This window comes from Hamadaea sp. NPDC051192, from assembly GCF_040682475.1.
Lineage (GTDB): Bacteria > Actinomycetota > Actinomycetes > Mycobacteriales > Micromonosporaceae > Hamadaea > Hamadaea flava.
Genome location: NZ_JBFBAZ010000057.1, coordinates 31278 through 50207, shown reverse-complemented (window position 1 = coordinate 50207; position 18930 = coordinate 31278). Strand labels below are relative to the sequence as shown.

The window sequence follows — 18930 nt, the reverse complement described above, 5'->3', positions numbered from 1 at the left end:
CGGCGCGGCTCTTTGCTAACCCCGCCACTTCGCGCGAAGGGATCCCTGCGGATCAGGGTTATACATGCGATCTTGGGGCCGGGAAGCATGCGTATCCATGATCCGCTGGGAACCCTCCGGGCCCGCCCACACGGAACCGGCGGGGCAGGCGGAACCGGGCGTATCCGTGATCTGCGGCTCAACGCGGGGCGGATGTCGGCAGCGCGCGACGGCAGTGCGAGAATAGGCGCGCTGTGATCGACGTACCCGCTTCCCAGGCCCTTTTCGACCGCGCCTCGGCCATCGTGCCCGGCGGGGTCAACTCCCCCGTTCGCGCCTTCCGGGCGGTCGGCGGGACTCCGCGCTTCATGGTCGAGGGCCGGGGGCCGTGGCTCACCGACGCCGACGGCAACCGTTATGTCGACCTCGTCTGCTCGTGGGGTCCGCTGATCCACGGGCACGCCCAGCCCGACGTGATCGCCGCGGTGCAGGCCGCCGCCGCGCGAGGGACGAGCTTCGGCACCCCGACCCCGGGTGAGGTCGAGCTGGCCGAGGAGCTGGTCGGGCGTACGGCGGTCGAGCAGATCCGGCTGGTCAACTCGGGCACCGAGGCGACGATGTCGGCGATCCGGCTGGCCCGTGGGTTCACCGGGCGTACGAAGATCGTGAAGTTCGCCGGGTGCTATCACGGCCACGTCGACGCGCTGCTGGCCGCGGCCGGCTCCGGCGTCGCGACCCTGGCGCACACCGGGAAGACCGGCGACGCCGCGGTTCCGGACTCGCCCGGTGTGACCGGCGCGTCGGCCGCCGAGACGATCGTGCTGCCCTACAACGACCTCCCCGCCGTCGAGGCCGCCTTCGCGGCGCACGGCGACGAGATCGCCGCGATCATCACTGAGGCCGCCGCCGGGAACATGGGCGTGGTCGCGCCGCTGCCCGGGTTCAACCAGGGGCTGGCCGACGTCGCCCACCGATACGGCGCGCTGCTCATCGTCGACGAGGTGATGACCGGCTTCCGGGTGTCCCGGAGCGGCTGGCAGGGCCTCGATCCGGTGGACGCCGACCTCTGGACCTTCGGCAAGGTGATGGGCGGCGGGCTGCCCGCGGCCGCGTTCGGCGGGCGTACCGAGATCATGGGCCGGCTCGCCCCGGCCGGTCCGGTCTACCAGGCCGGAACCCTCTCGGGTAACCCGCTGGCCTGCGCGGCCGGGCTCACCAGCCTGCGGCTGGCGACCGACGAGGCGTACGCGAAACTCGACGCCACGGCGGCGCGGATCAGCACGCTGGCGACCGAGGCGCTGAGCCAGGCCGGCGTACCGCACACGCTGGCCACGGCTGGCAGCATGTTCTCAGTCTTCTTCACCGACACTCCAGTGGTGAACTACGACCAGGCGAAGACGCAGGACGTCGCGGCCTTCCGCGCGTTCTTCCACGCCATGCTCGACAACGGCGTCTACCTGCCGCCGAGCGCGTTCGAGGCGTGGTTCGTCTCGACGGCGATCGACGACGAGGCGTTCGAGGTGATCGGAAAAGCGCTGCCGGTCGCGGCAGCCGCGGCCGCGAGCGCACGATGACCGAGACAACGGTCGTTCACCTCCTCCGCCATGGGGAGGTGCACAACCCGACGGGCGTCCTCTACGGACGGCTGCCGGGCTTCAAGCTCAGCACGCTCGGCGAGCAGATGGCCGAGGCGGTCGCGAAGTCCCTGGCCGAACGCGACATCACGCACATCTTCAGCAGCCCGCTCGACCGCGCCGTGCAGACCGCGCAGCCGAGCGCCGCCGCCTTGGGCCTGCCGGTCGAGACCGACCTGCGCCTGATCGAGAGCGAGAACTGGTTCGAAGGCCGGTCGGTCGGCTTCAGCCCACGCGTGTGGCCCAAGCTGATCAACCCCTTCCGGCCCAGCTGGGGCGAGCCGTACAAGCACATCGCCCAGCGCATGCGCGACGCGCTGCACGACATCCGCGACGCGGCCCGCGGGCACGAAGCCCTGGCCGTCTCGCATCAACTGCCGATCTGGGAGCTGCGGCTCTTCCTGACCGGGCGCCGGCTCTGGCACGATCCGCGCAACCGCCAGTGCGCCCTGGCCAGCCTCACCTCCTTCCGCTACGAGGGCACCAGCCTGGTCGGCATCGACTATTCCGAGCCCGCGGCGCATCTCGGGCCCGGCAAGGGATTGGGGGCCTGATGGGTCTCACGCGCAGGTCCGCGGTGCTCGGCGTGCTCGCCGCGGTCACCCTCGCCGCCTGCTCCGACAATCAAGATCAGAAGGGTACGCAGAGCGGCCTGATCGAGGCTGCCAAGCGGAAGAAGGCCCCTACCGTCACGGGCGACCTCCTCGAGGGCGGCAGGTTCGACCTGTCCGCGTACCAGGGGAAGGTCGTCGTGGTGAACTTCTGGGCGAGCTGGTGCGCGCCCTGCCGAGCCGAGGCGACCGATCTCGAAGAGGTCTGGCAGTCCGCCAAGGCCTCCGGCGTGCAGTTCGTCGGGATCAACATCCGCGACGAGAAGGACAAGGCGATCGCCTTCCACTCCGGGCGCGCCACCTATCCGAGCATCTTCGACCCGGCCGGCAAGATCGCGCTGGGCTTCTCCGACGTCCCCCCGTCGGCGATCCCGTCCACCCTGGTCATCGACCAGCAGGGCCGGATCGCTTCGATCACGCGCCGAGACATTCGCGCGGCCGACCTGCGGGAGGTTGTCGAGGCGGTGGTGGCCGAGAAGGACTCCCCGAATGGGTAGCGCCTTCGAGAATATGGCGACCAGCGGGCCGCTCGCGGTGGCGCTGCTCTTCGCGGCGGTCGCCGGGCTGGTCAGCTTCCTGTCGCCCTGTGTGCTGCCGCTCGTGCCGGGCTACCTCTCTTATGTGACCGGCCTGGTCGGGGCGGACCTGTCCGCCGCACTCGGTGAGCGGGAAGGCCCGCGGCGGCGTGGTCGCGTACTGGCCGGGACGGCGCTTTTCACGGCCGGGTTCGGCGTCGTCTTCATCACGACGACCGTGCTCGCCGCCCGCTTCGGCGGGAAGCTGATCAGCAACGCCCGCACGCTGGAGATCGTCGCCGGGGTGCTCATCATCCTCTTCGGCGTCGCGATGCTCGGCTGGATTCCCGGCCTGCAACGCGAGGTACGCATCCACCGGCTGCCGCAGGCGGGACTGTGGGGCGCACCCGTCTTCGGCGCGGTCTTCGCCTTGAGCTGGATTCCCTGCATCGGGCCGACGCTCGGCGCGGTCATGTTGCTCGGCACGTCGAGCGGGCAGCCCGTCCGCGCCGCCGCCCTGGCCACGGCGTACTGCCTCGGGATCGGGGTGCCGTTCCTCGCCCTCGGCCTCGGCATGCGGCGGCTGGCCGGGGTGGTCAAGGCGATCCGCCGCAACTCCCACTGGGTCACCCGGATCGGCGGCGCCCTGCTCGTGCTCGTCGGCATCGCCCTGGTCACCGGGGCCTGGGGCGAGTTCATCATCTGGCTGCGTGCCACCGTCGGACCAGGATCGGTGAGCCTGTGAAAGCGATCCTCGGCTTCGTCGTCGCCAAGCTTCGAGGCGCCTGGCGGCAGCTCACCTCCATGCGTACGGCGCTGGTGCTGCTCTTCCTGCTGGCGGTCGCCTCGATCCCCGGCTCGATCCTGCCGCAGCAGGGCGTCAACCCGGAGAAGATCAACGAGTACTTCGTCAAGCATCCGGACCTCGCTCCGGTCATCGACAAGCTCGGCGGCTTCGACGTCTTCCGGGCTCCGTGGTTCGCCGCGATCTACCTGCTGCTGTTCACCTCGCTCATCGGCTGCATCCTGCCACGTACGCGGGACCACGCGCGGGCGCTGCTTCGTCGCGTACCAGATGCTCCGAAGCGGCTGACCCGCCTGCCGGAACATCACCGCGGCCGGACCGAGCGCGGGGCCAAGGAACTGGCCGCGGCCCTGCGCGGGTGGCGGACGGTGACCCGCGAGCACCCCGACGGGACGGTGACCATCGCGGCGGAGAAGGGCTTCCTCAAGGAGACCGGCAACCTCGTCTTCCACACCGCGCTGATCGGGGTCTTGATCGGCGTGGCGCTCGGCTCGATGCAGGGCTGGCACGCCAACCGGCTTCTGGTGCAGGGCCCGGAGCAGGCCTTCTGCACCACCCCGCAGCAGTTCGACGAGTACGTGCCGGGCACCGGGGTGAACCCGTCCGACCTGCCGAAGTACTGCCTGGAGCTGACCGGCTTCCAGGCTTCCTACCTGGACAACGGGCAGGCCAAGTCGTTCGGCGCGACCGTCGCGGTGACCGGCGAGAAGACCGAGACCGCCGAGTTCTCGGTCAACCACCCGCTGCGCCTCGGCGACGCCAACGTCTACCTGCTCGGCCACGGGTACGCCGTGGTCCTGCGCTACACCGACACGAACGGCCGCAGCCAGACCGCGGTCGTGCCGTTCCTCCCGACCGACCAGCAGACGCTGACCAGCGAGGGCGTGGCGACCTTCCCGGACGCCAACGCCGACCCGACCACGGGCAAGCCCGATCGGACCAAGCAGGTCGCGTTCTCCGGGCTCTACGTGCCGACCGCGCCGGAGTCCGGCATGGTCACCCGGTCGATCTTCCCAGAGGAGCGCAACCAGCGCCTGGTGCTGACCTTCTACCAGGGTGATCTCGGCATCGACCAGGGCGTCCCGAGTTCGGTCTACCGGCTCAACCAGAAACAGGTCGCCAACGGCAAGCTGAAGCAGATCGGCGACGGCAAGTCGCTGGAGGTCAACGGGAGCTGGACCCTGGACGACGGCTCGAAGCTGGAGTTCCTCGGTACGCGCCCGTTCGTGACCGTGTCGTTGCGACACGACCCGGGCGAGCCGGTGGTGCTGGTCAGCATCCTGCTCGTGCTCGCCGGACTGATGCTCTCGCTGGGCGGCAAGCGCCGGCGGGTCTGGGTCCGGCTCACCCCGTCCGACGACGGGACCAACCTGCTGGAGATCGGCGGCCTGCCGCGCTCCGAGTACCCAGGCTTCGCCGCCGAGTTCGCCGCGGTCGTCGCCAAGCTGGACCTCACCGAGATGGGAGACGACACCCGTGAGCCTGTCGACGCTCTCCGATAACCTGCTCGTCTTCGCGATCCTGGGCTACCTGGTCGCGATGATCCTCCACGCCTCCGAGTACTCCCTGGCGGGCAAGCGGCGAGCCGCTGCTGCCGCGCCGGCGGAGGAGCGGGTGCTGGTCGGCGCGGGCGGCCCCCCGGTCTCCACGGAGTCGCCGGTCGCCCCGGCGCCGCCGTCGGCACCGGCCGACCCCGAATCGGCTGACCCGGCCGGACCCGACCTCGGTACGCGACTCGGCGGCTGGGCGGTCTACGCTACCGGGCTCGCCGTCCTGCTGCACCTGGGCGCGGCCGCGACCCGGGGTCTGGCCGCCGGCCGGATGCCCTGGGGCAACATGTACGAATTCGTGCTCGCGGTGACCCTGGTCGGCGGGATCGCCTGGCTGGCCGTCATGGTGCGGATGCCGAAGCTGCGCCTGCTGGGCCTGCCCCTGACCGTCGTCCAGATCCTGCTGCTCGGCTTCGCCGGGCTCGTGCTCTACACGCAGATCAGCCCGCTGGTCCCGGCGCTTCAGTCGTACTGGTTCGTCATCCACGTGACCTCGGTCGTCACCGCGTCGGGTCTGCTGCTCGTCGGCTTCGTCCCGGCCGCGATGTTCCTGGTCCGCGACGGCTACGACAAGGGCCGCGTCCGGTTCCCGTACACCCTGGGCGCTCGGCTGCCCCGGGCGGAGGCGCTCGAACGGCTCACCTTCGGGCTGCACGCGTTCGCGTTCCCGCTGTTCACCTTCGGGGTGGCCGCCGGTGCGGTCTGGGCCGAGGCCGCCTGGGGCCGCTACTGGGGCTGGGACCCGAAGGAGACCTGGGCCTTCATCTCCTGGGTGGTCTACGCGGGCTACCTGCACGCCCGCAGTACGCCCAGCGTCAACCGCCGGGTCGTGATGTGGATCGCCGTCCTCGGCTTCCTCACCATGCTGATGAACCTGTTCGGCGTGAACTTCTTCTTCACCGGTCTGCACAGCTACGCCGGCGTGGAGTAAGCCACTGAGGCTTCGCCCTCCGGCCCGACGCTTCGAGCACTGGATCAGGGTTCCAGGTCGAATCTTGACTCAAGATTCGACACAGAACCCTGATCCAGCGGCGTTTTGGGCTCAGTCGGCTGAGCTGAACAGGGCACCGAGGCGCTCGGCGATCTCGGGGACCTCCATCCCGCCCTTGGCGACGTCCATGACCAGCTCGAAGGCCGGATCGTCGTCGCCGGTGAAGGCCATCCCGTTGAGCCGGAGGAAGGCTTCGGCGGCGGCCCAGCCCATGCGTTTGTTGCCGTCGACGTACGGGTGGTTGCTGACCAGCGAGTGCAGTAGCGCGGCCGCCTTGCCCAGCAGCGTCGGGTACGCCTCGACGCCGAAGACCTCCGTACGAGGCCGGAAGACGGCCGACGCCAGGAGCCCGGGATCGCGGAGGACGGCGTGCACGCCGATGATGTGCCGAGCGCCCCCGGCCACCTGCTCGACGGTCAGGTAGACGACCACCATCAGGCGGTGCCCAGCCGGTGCAGCAGGTCGGCACGCTCGGCGGCGATGGTCCGGAAGACGTCGTCGGCGCGCTCGTCCGCTCGACGGGCCAGCCATTCGTCGATCGCGGTGACGACGGCCTGGTTGACCGAGATCCCGACGGACTCGGCCTCGTCGCGCAGGGTCGCGCCCAGCTCGTCGGGTACGCGTACTGTCATGGTGGCCATGCACAGAATGATAGCAAGATCTGCCATCACTCGATGCTGTCAGTGTGGGTGACCGTCACCGGGGCTGTCACCGCCGAGTTGCTCGGGTTGTGACGTTGCGCTGGCTGCCTCGAATCGCCCTGGTCGCTGTCCTGATCGCCACCTCAGGCTGGACCGCGTTCAACGACGACCCGGCGGCCCGCCTGCCGCTCTGCCGGCCGGGGCAACCGGCGCCGGACAGCCCGCCGACCGAGCCGCCCAGCCTGACACGCGACGCCTGCCGAGCTCGGCCCACCAGCGTCCAGCACGTACGCGCGACGCCCCTGCCGGCCGGTCTCCGGAGCCCGGGTTCGTACAGCCACCTCGGGGCGACCAGCGCCGGCCCCTGGTCCGGCGTGCTGGGCCGGATCGGCGTACGTGACCCGGCGGTTCGCAAAGACACGCTGGACTTCACCGCCGCCCGGTTCATGGCTCGCCGGGACGCCGGGGACGGGCACACCACCTGGCTGGAGGCGGGCTGGGCGGAGACCGGCTGGAGCGGCGGCGGCCGTCAGCGGATCTACACCTACGACACGAACCGCAACTCGTGGACGTTCTTCGAGGACTACAAGATTCACAGCGGTGACCAGATCTGGATCTACCTGGAGTCGGGACCGGACTCCGGCCAGCTCGCCAACGAGTGGCGGGCCTGGCTGTGGTGGGGCGACAAGTGGCACCTGCTCGCCTCGCAGCGCCTGCCGTTGACCTCGTCGGCGCAGGTCGAGCAGTACGTGGAGGTCTACGCCGACGCCAAGCCGGGGAGCCTCTCGGGCGAGCCGCCAGAAGTGCAGTCAGCCCTGGCGAGCTATTCGGTGCCGCCGATCGCCTTCGACAACGTGCAGGTCAAGTCGGCTCCCGGTGGGCAGGCCCAGTTCTGGCGAGCCGACAGCGTGCCGTCCACCACGGGCGACGGGTCGGCCGGGTACTGCGTCGACTGGGCGACACGGTTCGACACGTGGTCGGCGGGCGACTGCGGCTAGCCGTGGACGTGGTGGCAGGATTGCGCCATGGCCGCACCGCGCTTCCCCTTCACCGACCTGCGCGAGTTCCTCGCTGCTCTGGAGAAGGCCGGGGAGTTGCACCGGGTGACCGTCCCGGTGGACCCCACCCTGGAGATCAGCGAAATCGTCACCCGCACCGTCCGGGCCAAGGGTCCGGCGCTCCTCTTCGAACGCCCTACGCGCGGTGACATGCCGGTCGCGATCAACCTCTTCGGCAGCGACCGCCGGATGGCGATGGCCCTCGGCGTCACCGACTTCGACGAGATCGGCGCCCGGATCGGCGAGCTGGCCAAACCCGAGCTGCCGCAGGGCTTCTCCGGGATCATGGACGGTCTCGGCAAGGTGATGCAGCTCAAGAGCCTGCCGCCGAAGAAGGTCAAGTCGGCGCCGTGCCAGGAGGTCGTCCTCAAGGGACCGGACGTGGACCTGAACCTGCTGCCGGGCCTGGTCACCTGGCCCGACGACGGCGGGATCTTCCACAATTACGGGCTCACCCACACCAAGCACCCGGAGACCGGCAAGCGCAACCTCGGCCTCTATCGACTGCAGCAGCATTCCCGCAACACGCTCGGCATGCATTGGCAGATCCACAAGGACTCGACCGCACATCACGCCGTCGCCGAGCGGCTCGGTCAGCGCCTGCCGGTGGCCATCGCGATCGGCTGCGACCCGATCGTCTCGTACGCCGCCACCGCCCCGCTTCCGTCCGACATCGACGAATACCTGTTCGCAGGCTTCCTCCGGGGTGAACGGGTCGAGCTGGTCGACTGCCTGACCGTGCCGTTGCAGGTTCCCGCCCAGGCCCAGATCGTCCTGGAGGGCTACGTCGAGCCGGGCGAGCGCCACGCCGAAGGGCCGTTCGGCGACCACACCGGTTTCTACACCCCGGTCGAGCAGTTCCCGGTGCTGCACGTCGAAGCCATGACGATGCGCCGCGATCCGGTCTACCACTCGATCATCACGAGCAAGCCGCCGCAGGAGGACGGGCCGATCGGCCGCGCCACCGAGCGCATCTTCCTGCCGCTCATCAAGATCCTGGTGCCGGACATCGTGGACTACCACATGCCGGAGCCGGGCGTCTTCCACAACTGCCTGGTCGTGGCCATCAACAAGCGCTTTCCCAAGCACGCGCAGAAGGTGATGAACGCGATCTGGGGCGCGCACCTGCTGTCGCTGACGAAGCTGATCGTGGTGGTCGACGACGACTGCGATCCCCGAGACCTCAACGAGGTGGCGTTCCGCGCCTTCGGCAATGTCGACTACGCGCATGACCTCGTCGTCACGCAAGGCCCGGTGGATCACCTCGATCACGCCTCGTACCAGCAGTTCTGGGGCGGCAAGGCCGGCGTCGACGCCACCCGCAAACTGCCGAGCGAGGGCTACCACCGCGGCTGGCCGGCCGAGGCGGTCATGTCGCCGGAAGTCGTCGACAAGGTCACCAAGCGCTGGAAGGAGTACGGCCTGTGAAGGCGTTCCTGCGGCTCGTCGCGATCGAGCACTCCGTCTTCGCCCTGCCCTTCGCGTACCTGTCGGCGCTCACCGCGATGAGCCGGTTCGACCAGTTCAGCTGGCTGACCCTGGTGCTCATCACGATCGCGATGGTCGGCGCGCGTACCTTCGCCATGGCGGCCAACCGGATCATCGACCGGCACATCGACGCGCGCAATCCGCGTACCGCCCAGCGTGAGCTGGTGACCGGGGCGGTGAGCGTCCGCAACGCCTGGACCGGCGCGATCGTCGCGCTGATCGTCTTCCTCGGCGCGGCCGCCGCGCTCAACCCCCTATGCCTGGTCCTGTCGCCGCTCGCGGTGATCCCGCTCGTCCTCTACCCGTACGCCAAGCGCTTCACCGATTGGCCGCACGCCGTGCTGGCGATCGCCCAGGCGGTCGGACCGGTCGGCGGCTGGCTCGCCGTGACGGGCACCTTCGCGGGCAGCGGCCCGGCCTGGCTGCTCGGCGCGGCGGTCGGCCTCTGGATCGGCGGCTTCGACCTCATCTACGCCTGCCAGGACGCGGAGGTCGACCGGCAGATCGGCGTACGCAGTGTGCCGGCCCGCTATGGAGTGGCCGCCGCGCTCCGGATCTCCACGGCGACCCACCTGGTGACGTTCGCGCTCTTCGTGATCTTCGGCTTCTGGGTCGGCTTCGGCTGGCCCTGGTGGGTCGGGCTCGCCCTGACCGCGATCGCGTTCGCGTACCAGCACGTCATCGTGACGCCGACGGATCTGTCCAAGGTGAACCGGGCGTTCTTCACGTCCAACGGCTTCGTCGGGATCGCGCTCTTCGCGTTCGCCGTCGTCGCCCTGCTCTGACGCGACGCCTTCCCTTCTGGCGCCGGATCAGGGTTCCAGGTCGAATCTTGGGCCAAGATTCGACCTGGAACCCTGATCCGGTCGGAACGCGAGGAGCGCGCCGTCAGCGGGCGCCCAGCTCGCCGGTCCACCGGGTGAGCAGCGTGTGCTTGACGCCCGCGGCGTCGAGCACCTTGCCCGCCACGAAGTCGATGAGCTGCTGAGCCGTGGCGTCCGCGCCAGAACCGTAGAACCCCGGGCTGGCCGGGAGGACGACGGCCCCGGCGTCGATCAGCTCGACCAGATGCAGCAGATGCGAACGGGTCACCGGGGTCTCCCGCGGCACGATCACCACGCGGCGGCGCTCCTTGAGGTTCACCTCGGCCGCGCGTTGGAGCAGATCCTTCGACAGGCCCAGGGCGATCCCCGCGCAGGCCGCCGTCGAGGCGGGGACGACGATCATGCCGCGGGCCGGATAGGAGCCGCTGCTCGGGCCGGCCGCGAGATCACCGGCCGGCCAGTACCGGACGTCCACATCGTCGAGCGGGACACCCAGCCAGTCACCGAGATCGGCCGCCCAGTGCGCGTCGCGGAAGGACCGGCCGGTCTCGTCGAGCAGGGTCAACCGGGCAGCCCGGGAGACCACGAGATCCACTGGTTCACCGGCGTCGATGAGGCCGCGCAGAACGGCGGCGGCGTAGGGCGTACCCGACGCGCCGGACACCCCCACGATCCACGGTTCTCGCCGCACGATTCCAGCCTAACGACCGTTGACCTGGTTCTGCGCCCGGCCTAGCGTCAAGGTCATGTTCGTGGTGGAGACCAGCGTCGATGTGGGCCGCCCGATCGAGGAGGTCTTCGCGCTCGTCTCCGATCCCCGCAACGATATCCGCTGGTGGCGGGGCGTACGCGAGGTGAAGCTGCTCGGCGGGGACGGCGGCGTCGGCACCGAGTACGAACAACGCGGCCGCCTGCTGGGCCTGCCTTTCTACAACCGCTTCACCGTCGACGAGCACCAGCCGCCGCGCCGGATCGTGCTGCGAACCACCAAGTCGCTGACCCCGTTCACCGCGGTGTACGAGTTCACGCCGTCCGGGTCGGACGGGACGCGGTTCGCGATGCGGGCCGAGGTCGCCGGGGCGGGCCACTTCAAGTTCTTCGGGCCGCTCTTCCGGCCGCTGCTGAAGGCGGTCGCGCGGTACTACTTCGGCCAGCTGCCGAAGGCGTTCTAGATCGCGTACTCGCCGTATTTCTCGGTGTAGCGGTGGGCGTACATCCGCTCGTGGAACTTCACGAATCGCTCGATGACCGTGCTCACCCGGCGGTCGCCGAGCCGCTCGTCCAGCGTCGACAGCCCGGCGGTCAGCCGCCCGTAATGCTGCGTGTACAGATCGGTGAGATATCCCAGGCTTTCGCCGAATGCCCGGAGCGCGCCGTCGGCGTCGACCGCCCGGCGCGCGTGCCAGAGCGCCACGTTGACCTCTTCGTTGACGATGTCCTTGTGCAGCCGGGTCAGCGCCGCCTCCGTCTGCGCCTCCTCGACCAGCAACGCGAGTGCGTCGCCGGCCATCGTCTTACGTCGCTCCACTGCGCGCCGGGTCAGCCGGTGCACCAACGCCGCCTGTTGCACGCCGGCCATCCGGAGCAGGCGCGAGCCGACGTCGTTCTGCAGGCGTACCAACAGGGCCGCGTCGAACAGGACGTCCGTCAGCAGCCCGTCGGAGACCACCGTGGGCAACGCGCCGTCCACCCGTACGGCCTCCGCTAGGGCTCCGATGCCGTACGCGAGAGTCGGCGCGACCAGGATCGAGTGAGCGCCGAGCGCCGCCAGCTCCATCCGGGCCAGATTCGGGGCGCGCAGCGTCCGATCGACCGCCCGATAACGGTTCATGAGCCCGTCGCGGACCAGTTCGCCGACCGGACTGGCGTCCATCGCGTCGGCGACGTCCCGGCAGGTCTCCAGGTCGGCCACGAGCGCGCCCCAGAGCCCGAACTCGACCTCGCCCGGCACGTTCAGCACTTCGTCCGCACGGTCTCCGGCCCCTTCGGGCACCGGCTCGGCGGACGGCGCTTCGGACGGAGTGGCACCGCCGGACCGGTGGCGGGCGTATTCCTCGGCGATCCCCGCGTGCTTCACTGCGGCCAGGCTGAGGTCGAAGGCGGAGGCCCGGCGCGCGATGCGGTGCGGGTGCCCGCTGAGCAGCAGTACGCCGGGCGTACTGCGGCCCGAGGAGAGCACTTGGATCATGGCGCGGTTGACGGCGGTGACCAGTTCCAGCCGTTCTCGCCCGGAATCGGAGAGCGCGGGCGCACCGAGCCCCATCGCGACGTTGTCGGCGATCGTCTCGAAATACTGGTAGGCGTTCATCAGCGCGAGCTTGCGCTCGACGACCGGCCAGCCGTCGGCGTCGACGAGGCCGCCGACCAGGGTCACGTTCATCGTGACGAGCTGCGTCAGACCGGTGACCTGAAGATATTCGTGCCGGCGCGGATTGCTCGGCGAGAAGGCCCAGAGCGTGAACTCGCGGTACGCGCTTTTCGGCAGATGCCGGCGGACCGCGTCGATGATCGCGTCGCAGGTGGCCTCTTGAAGTTGGGCGGCTCGACGGTTCGCGGGCATGGCGCGACCTTCACCACCCGTTCTCGTCTGATTGGGTTTCGTCCGCGACAGCCTACGACTCCGTAAGCCGCCACAGGGACCCGGGCCGACGAGGGTGCCCGCTCGCGGTGTCAGCCTCGATCGACTGTGCACCAAGCGACCAGGCACCCTCGCCACAGTGGACTTTCCACTATGGAAACCCTGGGCCACACCCCGATCAGTAGGACGGACGCCGTTCGTAGGTGTCCGCTGGGTGGCCGCCGGCACCCGCCGTCCCGGCGGCCTCGGCGAACTCGCCCTCGCCTTCGAGGAGGGCGCGCACCTCAGACTCCCGGAACCTGCGGTGACCACCCGGAGTCCGGATGCTGCCGATCCGCCCGGCGGCGGCCCAGCGCGTCACCGTCTTCGGGTCCACCCGGAACAACGCCGCCACCTCACCCGGTGTCAGCAGGCGATCTCCCGTGTCCAACACCCACCTCCTAGCGTCAACGGAGCCTCCATGGATCCAGCCCGATGGACTCGGCCCCGTGTGGACGTAAGTCCATTAGAGCACCGTCAGAGATAGTTATCCCTGAAACTGCGGATTCGTCAGATTCGCCGCAATTGTCTTGTACTATTTGCGAACCTCATTCGTATATTGCCGCATGCCAGGCTAGTTCGGTGGGAGTTACGCAGGAATCGTCACCATGGTCACAAGGTGGATAGGGTGGCGAGATGGAGCAGCTAGACCGTTGTTGTGACAGCGACCGCGCGTGGGTGACAGACGCGATCGGCAAGGTCGCGGCCGACGCGAACAGGTCCGCCGACACGCATCTGCTGCCCTTCCCGCTCCCGCCGACATGGGGCGTGGACCTCTACTTGAAAGACGAATCGGTGCACCCGACGGGGTCGCTCAAACACCGGCTCGCTCGGTCGCTTTTCCTCTACGCCCTCTGCAACGGCTGGATCCGCCCGGACACCACCATCGTCGAAGCCTCCTCCGGCTCGACGGCGGTGAGCGAGGCGTACTTCGCGCGGATGCTCGGTCTGCCGTTCGTCGCGGTGATGCCCTCCTCGACCAGCAAGGAGAAGATCTCGCTGATCGAGTTCCAGGGCGGGCAGTGCCACCTCGTAGACGACCCGGCGCAGGTGGTGACCGAAGCGCGCCGGCTGGCCGAGGCCCGCGACGGTCACTACATGGACCAGTTCACCTACGCCGAGCGCGCCACCGACTGGCGCGGCAACAACAACATCGCCGAGTCGATCTACCAGCAGATGGAGCGAGAAGCCCATCCCGTACCGGCCTGGGTCGTCGTCGGAGCCGGCACGGGCGGCACCTCTGCCACGATCGGCCGGTACGTCCGCTATCAGCAGCACTGCACCAAGGTCTGCGTCGTCGATCCGGAGAACTCGGCCTTCTACCCCGCGTGGAAACAGTCCGACTGGACGACCACGACCGGGCGAGGCTCCCGTATCGAAGGCATCGGCCGCCCCCGAGTCGAGCCGTCGTTCCAGCCGTCGGTCGTCGACCGGATGATCGCCGTGCCGGACGCCGCGTCGCTCGCGGCCATGCGCGTCGGCGCCGAACTGCTCGGCCGTCGCGTCGGCGGTTCCACCGGGACCAACCTGTGGGGCGCGTTCAGCCTGATCGCCGGCATGATGGCGGCCGGCGAACGCGGCTCGGTCGTCACGTTGCTCTGCGACGGCGGCGAACGCTACGTCAACACCTACTACTCCGACCCATGGGTACGCGAAGCCGGCCTCGACCTGGCTCCTCATGAGGCGGCGATCCGGGAGTTCCTGCGTACCGGGGTGTGGGTCAGCGCCTCGGCAACCGCTGACCCGCCGACAGCCTGATCACTTTCGGGGCAGGTTGCTCACCGACTGCACGGTGACGTTCTTGTCCTTGGTCAGCACGTCGACGGCGTACTGGTAGTAGCTGTCGAGGACCGAGCCGGAGACCCAGTAGCCGGTCGTTCCGGACTTGATCTGCGGCACCGGTCCCGAGGCGGCGACCGACCAGGAGACGGTCTTTCCGGGGGCGCAGTCCACGGTCGCGGTGAACGCCACCGGCGTACTGGTGAGCAGGCGCCCGGTCAGGCTGACCCGAGACGCGCCACCGCATACCACCCGGCCCATGACGATCAGTTTCGTGACCTTCCGGGACGGCCCCGGCTTCAGGTACCGGACCGAGGTGACCGTGACGGTGGCCGTCGCCGGAGCCGGCGGGCTCGCCACGTTGATCAGGACCCGGCCCTTGGCCGACGTGCCGCAGGAACCGGCGAACGTCGCGTCGAGGCCGGTCAGCGTCGTGCCGTCGGCGGCCCAGATCAGCGACGTGATCGTGAAGGTATGCGTCTCGGACGAACACGTGCCCTTGCCGGACCAGCCCAGCGCCGACCCGTCGCCGGTGGCGAACGTGCCGGGTTCCAGCACCCGCCCGGACGGCGCCGTGAACGTGACCTGCCCCGAGGACGTCGAATCGGCCGCGGACACGGTCAGTGCTTCCGGCGTACCAGTGAAGGAGAAGGAGGCGTCGGCGCTGCGCCAGAGCCGGGACGTCGAGCCTTTGCCCCCCGCGGTCTGCCAGCCGAAGGCGTGCCCGGCACCGGCCGCCGCCTCGATGACGGTGCCCACCGGCGCGGCGGCGGCGAGGCCTTGACCCGCGCCGACCTGACCGGCCGCCGCGGTGTAGCCGGAGGCGGTCTGCGCGCCGCTCAGCCAGACGGACTCGGCGGACGAATGATCGACACCGGTCGCGACCAGCGTCACCACAAGGGCGCCCGCGAGCGCGGACGTACGCAGGATCGGGAATGGGAGTCGCACGCGGTCACGGTACGGAAACCGAAGACGCCGACGAATCGGCCAAGCAGCCAGCGTTCCCGCTAAAAGCCGACAGCAGGACACCCGGCGGGCGCCCTGCTGTCGTCGTCGATCCGGGTCAGTCCTCCTGGACCACGTTCGTGGCGATGGTCGAGCCGAACAGCTTCGGCAGCGTCGCCGACCACGCCTCGCGCAGCTCGTCGAGCGGCAGCGTGAACTGGTCGGCCACCTCCAGGGCCGCACCCTCGCCGGTCACCGCGCCCAGCCGAGTCATCGGGATCTGCCGCTCCTCGCAGAGCGCGACGAACGCCATCTCGTGGCCCGGCGGCACCGCGACGAGCGCCCGGCCGGTGGACTCGGAGAAGAGGAAGACGAACGGCTGCGAGCCGGTCGCCCACTCGCCGGGCAGCTCGACCGTGGCACCGAAGCCCTTGCGCAGGCACGACTCCGCCAGCGCCTGGGCGAGCCCGCCATCGGAGAGATCGTGCGCGGTGCGGATCAGCCCGTTCTCGGCCGCCTGCCCGATCGCGTCACCCAGGCGGCGCTCACCGGCCAGGTCCACCTGCGGCGGCGTACCGCCGAGGTGTTGGTGCTCGACCCAGGCCCACTCGGAACCGGACAGCTCGTTGCGCGTCTCACCCAGCACGAACAGCACGTCACCGGCGTGGCTGAAGCCCATCGGCACCCGCTGCGTGACGTCCTGATGCACCCCGAGTACGCCCACGATCGGCGTCGGGTGGATCGCGGCCGCCCCGGTCTGGTTGTAGAAGCTGACGTTGCCGCCGGTCACCGGGATGCCGAGTTCGAGGCAGCCATCGGCGAGGCCGCGTACCGCCTCGGCGAACTGCCACATGACCGCCGGGTCCTCGGGCGAGCCGAAGTTCAGGCAGTTCGTCACCGCGACCGGGTCGGCCCCGGTGACCGCCACATTCCGGTACGCCTCCGCCAGCGCCAGCTGCGCGCCCGCGTACGGGTCGAGCCGGGCGTAACGGGAGTTGCCGTCGAGCGAGATCGCCACACCGAGACCGGTGCTCTCGTCGAGCCGGATCAGGCCGGCGTCCTCCGGCTGGGCGAGCACGGTGTTGCCGAGCACGTAGCGGTCGTACTGCTCGGTCACCCAGCTCTTATCGCAGAGGTTCGGCGACGCGACCATCCGCAGCACGGTGGCGCGCAGGTCGTCGCCGGTGGCCGGCTTCGGCAGCGTCTCGGCCCGGTCGGCCTGCAGCAACGGCAGGTCGTTCGGCTCCTTCAGCGGCCGGGCGTACACCGGTCCGTCGTCCACGAGGCTGCCCGGCGGGACGTCCACGACGGTCTCGCCGCGCCAGGTGATGCGCAGCCGACCGGCGGCCTCACCCGGCTCCGGCGCGGTGACGACGCCGATCGGGGTGGCCAGGACGCCCCACAGCTGGGCGATGCCGAGGACCGCGTTGAGCTTGGCCGGCTCGACGACCAGCAGCATGCGCTCCTGCGACTCGCTGGCGAGGATCTCGTGCGGGGTCATCGACGGCTCCCGCAGCGGCACGGTCTCCAGCTGGATGTCCATGCCGGTGCCGGCCGAGGCGCTGGTCTCGGTGAGGGCGCAGGTGAGGCCGGCACCGCCGAGGTCCTGCACGCCGACGATGAGGTCGGAGTTGTACAGCTCCAGGCAGCTCTCGATGAGCAGCTTCTCCGTGAACGGGTCGCCCACCTGGACGGACGGCCGACGCTGCTCGGAGCCCTCGTCGAAGGTGGCGCTCGCCAGCACGGAGACGCCGCCGATGCCGTCGCGGCCGGTCTTCGCGCCCATCAGGACGACGATGTTGCCGGGGCCGTCGGCCTCCTTGCGCTGGAGCCGGTCGGCCGGCAGCACGCCCACGCAGAGCGCGTTGACCAGCGGGTTGCCCTGGTAGGACGGGTCGAACACGACCTCGCCGCCGATGTTCGGCAGGCCCAGGCAGTTGCCGTAGCCACCGACGCCCGCGACGACGCCGGGCAGCACCCGGGCGGTGTCGGGGTGGTCGGCCGCGCCGAACCGCAGCGGGTCCATGACCGCGAGCGGCCGGGCGCCCATCGCGAGGATGTCCCGGACGATGCCGCCGACACCGGTCGCCGCGCCCTGGTAGGGCTCCACGTAGGACGGGTGGTTGTGCGACTCGACCTTGAAGGTGACGGCGAGCTTGTCGGTGATCGCGATGACGCCCGCGTTCTCCCCGATGCCCGCCAGCATCCGATCGCTGGCCGGCTTCTTCTCGACGAACTGCTTCAGGTGGATCTTGCTCGACTTGTAGGAGCAGTGCTCACTCCACATGATCGAGTACATCGCCAGCTCCGACTGCGTCGGGCGCCGCCCGAGGATCTGCCGGATCCGCTGGTACTCGTCCTGCTGGAGGCCCAGCTCGGCGTACGGCTGCTCCTCGTCCGGGGTCTGGACGGCGTGGCCGACGGTGTCGAAGTCCAACTCGACGGAGGTCACGCCTCCACCTCCTCATCGGTCTCCGGCGCGTGGTCCACGCCGGGAACGGCGGCCGGGGCGTACGCCGCGGGCACGGTCGCGGCCGCGTACGCCTTGAGCACCGAGGTGAAGAAGCCGAGTCCGTCGGTGGAGGGACCGGTCAGCAGGTCGATCGCGTGCTCAGGGTGCGGCATGATGCCGACGACGTTGCCCGCCTCGTTGCGGACGGCGGCGATGTCGCGCATCGACCCGTTCGGGTTCTCGCCGACGTAGCGGGCGACGATCTGGCCGTTGGCCTCCAGCGAGTCCAGCAGCTCCGGGGAGCCCACGTAGCAGCCCTCGCCGTTCTTGACCGGGATGACGATCTCCTGGCTCTCGGCGAAGTCCCGGGTCCAGGCGGTCTGCGTGTTCTCGATCTTGAGCCGCTGGTCGCGGTTGCGGAAGTGCAGGTGCTGATTGCGGGTCAGCGCGCCGGGCAGCAGGTGCGCCTCGCACAGGATCTGGAAGCCGTTGCAGATGCCGAGCACGGGCAGACCGTCACCGGCCGCCTTCGTGATGGCCTCCATCACCGGGGCGAACCGGGCGATCGCGCCGCAGCGCAGGTAGTCGCCGTAAGAGAAGCCGCCCGGGAGCACCACGGCGTCGACGCCGTGCAGATCCGGGTCGGCGTGCCAGAGGCGGACGGCTTCGGCGCCGCCGAATCGCGCGGCGCGCGCCGCGTCCCCGTCATCGAGTGACCCGGGGAAGGTCACGACACCGATCTTCACTGCTCGACCCGGACCGTGTAGTCCTCGATCACCGGGTTGGCCAGCAGCTTGTCGGCGATCTCCTTGGCCCGGTCGAGGTCGGCCTCACCGGAGAAGTCGATCTCCACGCGCCGGCCGATGCGTACCGAGGCGACGTCGCTGACGCCTAGGCGGGGCAGCGCGTTGGCGACCGCCTGCCCCTGCGGGTCCAGAATTTCGGGCTTGAGCATGACGTCTACCACGACGCGAGCCACGGGGTTCTCCTTGACGTTGCCAGTCTCGTGCGGGCTGGAGCCCAGCCTACCTGCCCGGATGC

Annotated in this window: 20 protein-coding genes; 11 read left to right on the top strand and 9 right to left on the bottom strand. The window is 69.8% G+C overall.

Features of this window, described 5'->3' with window-relative positions; translation table 11 throughout:
- The first annotated feature begins 233 nt into the window (after positions 1-233).
- Genes hemL through ccsB form a run of 6 tightly spaced genes read left to right on the top strand, consistent with a single transcriptional unit; the run spans position 234 to position 6025 of the window.
- Positions 234-1553: a glutamate-1-semialdehyde 2,1-aminomutase gene (gene hemL / locus AB0M47_RS23600; RefSeq protein ID WP_363417508.1), complete on the top strand. Its 1320-nt coding sequence runs from the start codon at positions 234-236 to the stop codon at positions 1551-1553.
- On the top strand, positions 1550-2167 hold the full coding sequence (locus tag AB0M47_RS23595) for a histidine phosphatase family protein (protein ID WP_363417505.1): 618 nt from the start codon (positions 1550-1552) through the stop codon (positions 2165-2167). The genes hemL and AB0M47_RS23595 overlap by 4 nt, the downstream gene beginning before the upstream one ends.
- A complete protein-coding gene (locus AB0M47_RS23590; protein ID WP_363417502.1) occupies positions 2167-2721 on the top strand; it encodes a TlpA disulfide reductase family protein in 555 nt (184 codons plus the stop codon). The genes AB0M47_RS23595 and AB0M47_RS23590 overlap by 1 nt, the downstream gene beginning before the upstream one ends.
- Positions 2714-3484 carry a cytochrome c biogenesis protein CcdA gene (locus AB0M47_RS23585; protein WP_363417499.1) on the top strand — a complete coding sequence of 257 codons (771 nt, stop codon included), beginning with the start codon at positions 2714-2716 and terminating at the stop codon, positions 3482-3484. Before AB0M47_RS23590 ends, AB0M47_RS23585 begins: the two co-directional genes overlap by 8 nt.
- Entirely contained in the window at positions 3481-5046 is a 1566-nt protein-coding gene (locus AB0M47_RS23580; protein ID WP_363417496.1) for a cytochrome c biogenesis protein ResB, read from the top strand. The genes AB0M47_RS23585 and AB0M47_RS23580 overlap by 4 nt, the downstream gene beginning before the upstream one ends.
- Positions 5027-6025 carry a c-type cytochrome biogenesis protein CcsB gene (gene ccsB, locus AB0M47_RS23575; RefSeq protein ID WP_363417525.1) on the top strand — a complete coding sequence of 333 codons (999 nt, stop codon included), beginning with the start codon at positions 5027-5029 and terminating at the stop codon, positions 6023-6025. The genes AB0M47_RS23580 and ccsB overlap by 20 nt, the downstream gene beginning before the upstream one ends.
- Positions 6026-6136: 111 nt before the next feature.
- Here the strand turns inward: ccsB and AB0M47_RS23570 are convergent, their stop codons facing one another.
- Positions 6137-6520, bottom strand: a complete 384-nt coding sequence (locus AB0M47_RS23570) for a type II toxin-antitoxin system death-on-curing family toxin (protein WP_363417493.1) — start codon at positions 6518-6520, stop codon at positions 6137-6139.
- The gene (locus tag AB0M47_RS23565) at positions 6520-6726 is read right to left on the bottom strand and encodes a toxin-antitoxin system HicB family antitoxin (RefSeq protein ID WP_253758886.1); all 207 of its coding nucleotides are present in this window, start codon (positions 6724-6726) and stop codon (positions 6520-6522) included. The genes AB0M47_RS23570 and AB0M47_RS23565 overlap by 1 nt, the downstream gene beginning before the upstream one ends.
- A gap of 89 nt (positions 6727-6815) precedes the next feature.
- Here AB0M47_RS23565 and AB0M47_RS23560 point away from each other — a divergent pair, with 89 nt between their 5' ends.
- From AB0M47_RS23560 to mqnP, 3 genes are read left to right on the top strand one after another with little or no spacing between them, the layout of a single operon-like run.
- Positions 6816-7724 carry a hypothetical protein gene (locus AB0M47_RS23560; RefSeq protein ID WP_363417490.1) on the top strand — a complete coding sequence of 303 codons (909 nt, stop codon included), beginning with the start codon at positions 6816-6818 and terminating at the stop codon, positions 7722-7724.
- A 27-nt stretch (positions 7725-7751) separates the two neighbouring features.
- Positions 7752-9212 carry a menaquinone biosynthesis decarboxylase gene (locus AB0M47_RS23555; protein WP_363417487.1) on the top strand — a complete coding sequence of 487 codons (1461 nt, stop codon included), beginning with the start codon at positions 7752-7754 and terminating at the stop codon, positions 9210-9212.
- A complete protein-coding gene (gene mqnP / locus AB0M47_RS23550) occupies positions 9209-10057 on the top strand; it encodes a menaquinone biosynthesis prenyltransferase MqnP (RefSeq protein ID WP_363417484.1) in 849 nt (282 codons plus the stop codon). The genes AB0M47_RS23555 and mqnP overlap by 4 nt, the downstream gene beginning before the upstream one ends.
- 103 nt (positions 10058-10160) lie before the next feature.
- On the opposite strand, the gene AB0M47_RS23545 is transcribed toward mqnP, so the two are convergent.
- Positions 10161-10787 (bottom strand): UbiX family flavin prenyltransferase, encoded by a 627-nt coding sequence (locus AB0M47_RS23545; RefSeq protein ID WP_363417481.1) that lies wholly within the window; start codon positions 10785-10787, stop codon positions 10161-10163.
- A gap of 55 nt (positions 10788-10842) precedes the next feature.
- Between AB0M47_RS23545 and AB0M47_RS23540 the strand changes: the two genes are divergently transcribed.
- Positions 10843-11268: an SRPBCC family protein gene (locus tag AB0M47_RS23540; protein WP_363417478.1), complete on the top strand. Its 426-nt coding sequence runs from the start codon at positions 10843-10845 to the stop codon at positions 11266-11268.
- Here the strand turns inward: AB0M47_RS23540 and AB0M47_RS23535 are convergent.
- Together AB0M47_RS23535 and AB0M47_RS23530 are read right to left on the bottom strand one after the other, a co-directional pair.
- Positions 11265-12656 carry a hypothetical protein gene (locus AB0M47_RS23535; RefSeq protein WP_363417475.1) on the bottom strand — a complete coding sequence of 464 codons (1392 nt, stop codon included), beginning with the start codon at positions 12654-12656 and terminating at the stop codon, positions 11265-11267. The genes AB0M47_RS23540 and AB0M47_RS23535 overlap by 4 nt on opposite strands.
- A gap of 196 nt (positions 12657-12852) precedes the next feature.
- Positions 12853-13104 carry a BldC family transcriptional regulator gene (locus AB0M47_RS23530; protein WP_308197736.1) on the bottom strand — a complete coding sequence of 84 codons (252 nt, stop codon included), beginning with the start codon at positions 13102-13104 and terminating at the stop codon, positions 12853-12855.
- Positions 13105-13349: 245 nt separating this feature from the next.
- Between AB0M47_RS23530 and AB0M47_RS23525 the strand changes: the two genes are divergently transcribed.
- Positions 13350-14471 (top strand): PLP-dependent cysteine synthase family protein, encoded by a 1122-nt coding sequence (locus tag AB0M47_RS23525; RefSeq protein ID WP_363417472.1) that lies wholly within the window; start codon positions 13350-13352, stop codon positions 14469-14471.
- On the opposite strand, the gene AB0M47_RS23520 is transcribed toward AB0M47_RS23525, so the two are convergent.
- The 4 genes from AB0M47_RS23520 to purS all read right to left on the bottom strand — a co-directional run bounded on the left by AB0M47_RS23520 (position 14472) and on the right by purS (position 18868).
- Positions 14472-15440 (bottom strand): hypothetical protein, encoded by a 969-nt coding sequence (locus AB0M47_RS23520; protein WP_363417469.1) that lies wholly within the window; start codon positions 15438-15440, stop codon positions 14472-14474.
- Between the two features lie 115 nt (positions 15441-15555).
- Positions 15556-17889, bottom strand: coding sequence for a phosphoribosylformylglycinamidine synthase subunit PurL (gene purL / locus AB0M47_RS23515; RefSeq protein ID WP_363417466.1), 2334 nt, complete (start codon positions 17887-17889; stop codon positions 15556-15558).
- On the bottom strand, positions 17886-18635 hold the full coding sequence (purQ, locus tag AB0M47_RS23510) for a phosphoribosylformylglycinamidine synthase subunit PurQ (protein WP_363417464.1): 750 nt from the start codon (positions 18633-18635) through the stop codon (positions 17886-17888). Before purQ ends, purL begins: the two co-directional genes overlap by 4 nt.
- Positions 18632-18868, bottom strand: coding sequence for a phosphoribosylformylglycinamidine synthase subunit PurS (gene purS / locus AB0M47_RS23505; RefSeq protein ID WP_253758909.1), 237 nt, complete (start codon positions 18866-18868; stop codon positions 18632-18634). The genes purQ and purS overlap by 4 nt, the downstream gene beginning before the upstream one ends.
- Positions 18869-18930: the final 62 nt, after the last annotated feature.

Coding starts and splice junctions, on each gene's coding strand:
- AB0M47_RS23565 (WP_253758886.1), bottom strand. CDS start 6,726: ATGGCCACCATGACAGTACGCGTACCCGACGAGCTGGGCGCGACCCTG.
- AB0M47_RS23570 (WP_363417493.1), bottom strand. CDS start 6,520: ATGGTGGTCGTCTACCTGACCGTCGAGCAGGTGGCCGGGGGCGCTCGG.
- AB0M47_RS23590 (WP_363417502.1), top strand. CDS start 2,167: ATGGGTCTCACGCGCAGGTCCGCGGTGCTCGGCGTGCTCGCCGCGGTC.
- AB0M47_RS23535 (WP_363417475.1), bottom strand. CDS start 12,656: ATGCCCGCGAACCGTCGAGCCGCCCAACTTCAAGAGGCCACCTGCGAC.
- AB0M47_RS23555 (WP_363417487.1), top strand. CDS start 7,752: ATGGCCGCACCGCGCTTCCCCTTCACCGACCTGCGCGAGTTCCTCGCT.
- AB0M47_RS23585 (WP_363417499.1), top strand. CDS start 2,714: ATGGGTAGCGCCTTCGAGAATATGGCGACCAGCGGGCCGCTCGCGGTG.
- AB0M47_RS23540 (WP_363417478.1), top strand. CDS start 10,843: ATGTTCGTGGTGGAGACCAGCGTCGATGTGGGCCGCCCGATCGAGGAG.
- AB0M47_RS23525 (WP_363417472.1), top strand. CDS start 13,350: ATGGAGCAGCTAGACCGTTGTTGTGACAGCGACCGCGCGTGGGTGACA.
- AB0M47_RS23595 (WP_363417505.1), top strand. CDS start 1,550: ATGACCGAGACAACGGTCGTTCACCTCCTCCGCCATGGGGAGGTGCAC.